The organism is Sporomusa acidovorans (genome assembly GCF_900101845.1).
Classification (GTDB): domain Bacteria; phylum Bacillota; class Negativicutes; order Sporomusales; family Sporomusaceae; genus Sporomusa; species Sporomusa acidovorans.
Map to the genome: position 1 here is coordinate 1 of NZ_FNAM01000106.1, position 3,923 is coordinate 3,923.

The 3,923-nt window shown below is 40.0% G+C and carries 5 protein-coding genes and 2 rRNA genes; 1 reads left to right on the forward strand and 6 read right to left on the reverse strand.

What is annotated here, in order from left to right:
* From BLR65_RS28610 to BLR65_RS28625, 4 genes are all read right to left on the reverse strand, one after another.
* Positions 1-275: hypothetical protein (locus BLR65_RS28610; RefSeq protein WP_143122707.1), on the reverse strand; the 275-nt coding region annotated here is incomplete at its 3' end.
* 292 nt (positions 276-567) lie between these two features.
* Entirely contained in the window at positions 568-1,134 is a 567-nt protein-coding gene (locus BLR65_RS28615) for a DUF3794 domain-containing protein (RefSeq protein WP_093798221.1), read from the reverse strand.
* Between the two features lie 23 nt (positions 1,135-1,157).
* Positions 1,158-1,781, reverse strand: coding sequence for a DUF3794 domain-containing protein (locus BLR65_RS28620; protein ID WP_169717032.1), 624 nt, complete (start codon positions 1,779-1,781; stop codon positions 1,158-1,160).
* Positions 1,782-1,783: 2 nt separating this feature from the next.
* On the reverse strand, positions 1,784-2,368 hold the full coding sequence (locus BLR65_RS28625; RefSeq protein ID WP_169717031.1) for a DUF3794 domain-containing protein: 585 nt from the start codon (positions 2,366-2,368) through the stop codon (positions 1,784-1,786).
* Between the two features lie 358 nt (positions 2,369-2,726).
* Here BLR65_RS28625 and BLR65_RS28630 point away from each other — a divergent pair, with 358 nt between their 5' ends.
* Entirely contained in the window at positions 2,727-3,266 is a 540-nt protein-coding gene (locus tag BLR65_RS28630) for a DUF3794 domain-containing protein (RefSeq protein ID WP_169717030.1), read from the forward strand.
* 151 nt (positions 3,267-3,417) lie between these two features.
* Here the strand turns inward: BLR65_RS28630 and rrf are convergent.
* Both rrf and BLR65_RS28640 read right to left on the reverse strand, forming a co-directional pair.
* Positions 3,418-3,534, reverse strand: a 5S ribosomal RNA gene (rrf, locus tag BLR65_RS28635).
* 214 nt (positions 3,535-3,748) lie between these two features.
* A 23S ribosomal RNA gene (locus BLR65_RS28640) occupies positions 3,749-3,923 on the reverse strand; the annotation flags it as partial.

The window sequence follows — 3,923 nt, forward strand, 5'->3', positions numbered from 1 at the left end:
ATGACGATTATAATTATCCTGCTTACGTCTATGACTGCAAGCCGAATCATAATGACGGCTGCAAGCCTCATCATAATGATGACTGCAAGCCTCATCATAATGATGACTGCAAGCCTCATCACAATGACGACTGCAAGTCTCATTACCATGACGATTATAATTATCCTGCTTACGTCTATGACTGCAAGCCGAATCACCATGATGACAACTGCCAGCTTCAGCACAATGAAGACTGCAAACCTCATCACAGCACCGATTATAATCCTCCTTCTCACAACCAGATCTGCAAGTCAAATCATAACTACGATTATGAGTCGCCCTCTTACAAATATAACTACAAATCATATAATAGCGGTTATTGTAAAAAACCGGGTAGAGATCCTGTTCTCCCTGATGGTTATCATGCACCAACCACTATTCAGCCGTACACTAGGATTGGAAATGGCAACGGCGTGGCATTCGCATATAAATACGAAGGTTAAACGCATTGCAAAGAGGTCTCCTAAAAAGCTAATTGGCTTTTGGGAGACCTCTTTTTACTTCTTATATACTTATTCAATTATATGTTCATTCAAAATAGACACGACCATCATCGTTATCACTAAATGGTTTTACCTGCAAAAACAGCGTTATATTTTTAAATACTTCTCTTGGATTAAATGGTATTGCAAATACGTCTTCAATACAGGCCTCTACGCAAAACTCTTTATGATCGTCATGCGCTGCCAAAACAATAAATGCCGAAAACTTAGCGTCAAAATGCACAGTAAAAACCGGCTGATCCGCTCTGGCTGCAGTATAAACGAGCTTTTGGTTTACAAGGCCTTCAACTACCAGTTTTTTTCCAGTTAACCTGGTGCCTTCAATATTTTCTTTAGTGGGGCAAGGCCCTACTGGTGTATTTACAATTCTAGTTGAAATAATTTTTACTTCAGCAAACACTTTATCAATCGTTCCGATATCAGGTTTGTCACAAGGTAGTCTAAATAATTCCGGAACAGATATTTGCGTCCAGGCTCCTACCTCCATACAATCATCTTTATCCTGCCGCTCCACAAATATAATCACTTCGGCCGGATCACACAAGCCTATTATCTCAACGGCGCTCTGCCCAAAGCATTGACATACTTTCATCCGTGTAAACCTCCTTGTTCTTGTTAACGTAAGAGGGGCAACGCCCTAATGACCAATGTAACATTCTTAAATATTGTCCGCTGGGTAATATCTGTAACAAAAATATCCTCGATACAGACATCTACCTTAAATTTTCTTGTGAGAGGATCCTGTGGATCGAGGACAATAAACGCTGAGAACGGCGTATCGAAATGTACAGCATGCACACTTTGCGTCTGGGCAGCAGAATATACAATTTTTTGACTCAGAACTCCTTCTAACACTAGTTTTTTCCCAGTTATTGCGGTACCTTCCTGATTAAAAATTGGAGGAAACAACTTGGAGTTAGTTGTTTTGAATGGTGTGCTGATTACCCGCTCACAGATAAGTTCTACAGCAGCAGAAATGCTGATCAGTTGCTCAATATCTGGTTTAACTGATGGAATACATAACACTTCCGGAACCACCAGTTCAGTCCAACGCCGAATACGACCATCATCCAAAAAATCTTCCAGCTTTTCCGAGGGGCAGATACCGTTAATAGTCAGAAGTTGACTTCTATCTTTACACTCAGGCTCCATTGGACGTTCAAACTTACCCATAACTCTAGAATCCACGTACTCTATAGCAGTATTCTCTTTTGCAGGATCTCTATCGTAATACCGCATAGTCATTCCTCCTTTTTGCACATATTGTTTAACTGCTCATCATGACAAACATTAACTGTCAGCGGTACAGCCTGCAGTAGTAACATTACATTATCAAATATCTCTCTTGAGGTGACTTTTTTGACGAACACATCTTCTAAGCAGGTATTAATCTGGAAAGTAATATGCAATGAATCTACCTCTTGGTCTTGGTCTTCGTCTTTGAACCATACCCGCACCGTCTTGGGAATGACGATAAAGGCGGAAAATGGGATGACAAAACGAGCTGAGTGCACAGGTTGTTCACTGCGAGCGGCAATATAGGAGATCGTCTGACAAAGCTCTCCTTCAACAATTAGTTTCCGCCCTGTAAGTAATTTGCCTTCAAAATTTGGACACGAGTCTGTACCAGGTGTTATAATTACCTTTTTTCTAATAATCCTTACTGCCACATTTACCCCTGTGATTTGCTCGATCTCTGGTTTTATTTCAGGAATATTTAAATTCTCCTGGATCGAGATTTGAGTCCAAAAATTATCTACGCCTTTTGTAAAATTGATTCCTCTTAAATCACAGAGTCCAGCAACGGTTACCAAGCTGCCATCCATGTATATTCCTCCTCGAAATTGAATGGTTTCGTTGTAAAGGTTCTTCAGATGTACTTTTATCATCTATTGCATTATATGTTACATACTCTGTGATAGTTCCCAAACACAGTTACATAAAGGTGTTGATGTCAGAAAATCTCGTATTTAACAAGCATTTAAATTGACATAAATTATAACTAATCATACTTATACAGCCTTATTTTTGTTATTGGAGGAACATATTTAAATTAAAACCATATACTAGTAGTAAATGTACCGAATAGTAAGCTCCTAAAGCATTGTATTACGATTCTAAGAAAAAATGTTATGTATCGCCCGGATATATTACCGTACAACATTAAGATTAGGAGGTAGCGTTATGTCTCATAAGAAACACAAAAGAATTCCCCAGTTTACCGTCAACAGCACCTTATCAATCCCTGATGATAAAGCTGATATTGAATTTTTGCTGCGCGTCACATCAACGCCGGTAATTGAGCAATGTATAGTTTCAACTAAACAAATACATATTACCGGCTATATCAATATTTTTACAGAATATGTGGCATCCGTCCGCGCTGAAACCCAGCCGGTAAATTTTGTATTCTTCAAATTGCCTTTTGACCAAACATTTGCCTATTCTCGTGCACGAACAGGTATGAATGGTTGTTTGAAATGTGATATTATTGCCCAATACCCGCAACTTACTAACCCAAGAGAGATAGTATTAGCTCTAGATGTAAAGATTTCAGGCGTGAAACTTGCACGGGCATATCATTCTCTACCGCCACATCATTGTAGGCCATATATTGCTAATTTCTTCGACGAGGCGAGCAATCCACACATAAACGTGCCCTCTTATTGCCCTGATTCATGCTCGGACCAACCTCACAGTACACAATTTTCCCAAATATCCTAGTCTTCAAATTTCCACACAAAGAGAATAGGTCCTTGGGATTGCTCATGTGCAACCCCAAGGGCCTATTTTATATTGCTTATAAATCACTAAGATGACGCCATACTGGATATACCCAAACAAAAAAGGCACTCATTTCCATGAGTGCCTTTTAAACCAGCAACTTCCTAATCTCCCAGATCGTTTCCAATCAAGTACCTTCGGCGTTTAGCGGCTTAACTACTGTGTTCGGTATGGAAACAGGTGGAACCCGCTAGCTAACGTTACTGGATATCCTATTAGATGAACATTTCTTAGGAGTCTGTTCTCTAAAAACTTCACAGAAGATAAGCAATGAGCCATAAGCAGCGAACCAGGTTATTAGGAGCGTCAGCGACGCTAGAACCTGAGTAAGTCGCTTAGTTACGAGCGTTAGTGAGTAACCTCATTTTTCACCCGTTCTCAACACAATTAGTTTTACGCCGTTCGCATTTATGCGAACAAGTTAAGTCAAGTGCTCGGCCTATTAGTACCAGTCAGCTCCATGGATTACTCCACTTCCACATCTGGCCTATCTACCTTATCATCTATAAGGGGCCTTACTTCTTACGAATCACAGACCTCATCTTAAGGCTGGTTTCACGCTTAGATGCTTTCAGCGTTTATCCTTTCCGGACGTAG

Bases quoted from the DNA above. Each gene is read 5' to 3' on its own strand.
- BLR65_RS28615 (WP_093798221.1), bottom strand. From the start codon at position 1,134: ATGAAAGTATGTCAATGCTTTGGGCAGAGCGCCGTTGAGATAATAGGC.
- BLR65_RS28620 (WP_169717032.1), bottom strand. From the start codon at position 1,781: ATGCGGTATTACGATAGAGATCCTGCAAAAGAGAATACTGCTATAGAG.
- BLR65_RS28625 (WP_169717031.1), bottom strand. From the start codon at position 2,368: ATGGATGGCAGCTTGGTAACCGTTGCTGGACTCTGTGATTTAAGAGGA.
- BLR65_RS28630 (WP_169717030.1), top strand. From the start codon at position 2,727: ATGTCTCATAAGAAACACAAAAGAATTCCCCAGTTTACCGTCAACAGC.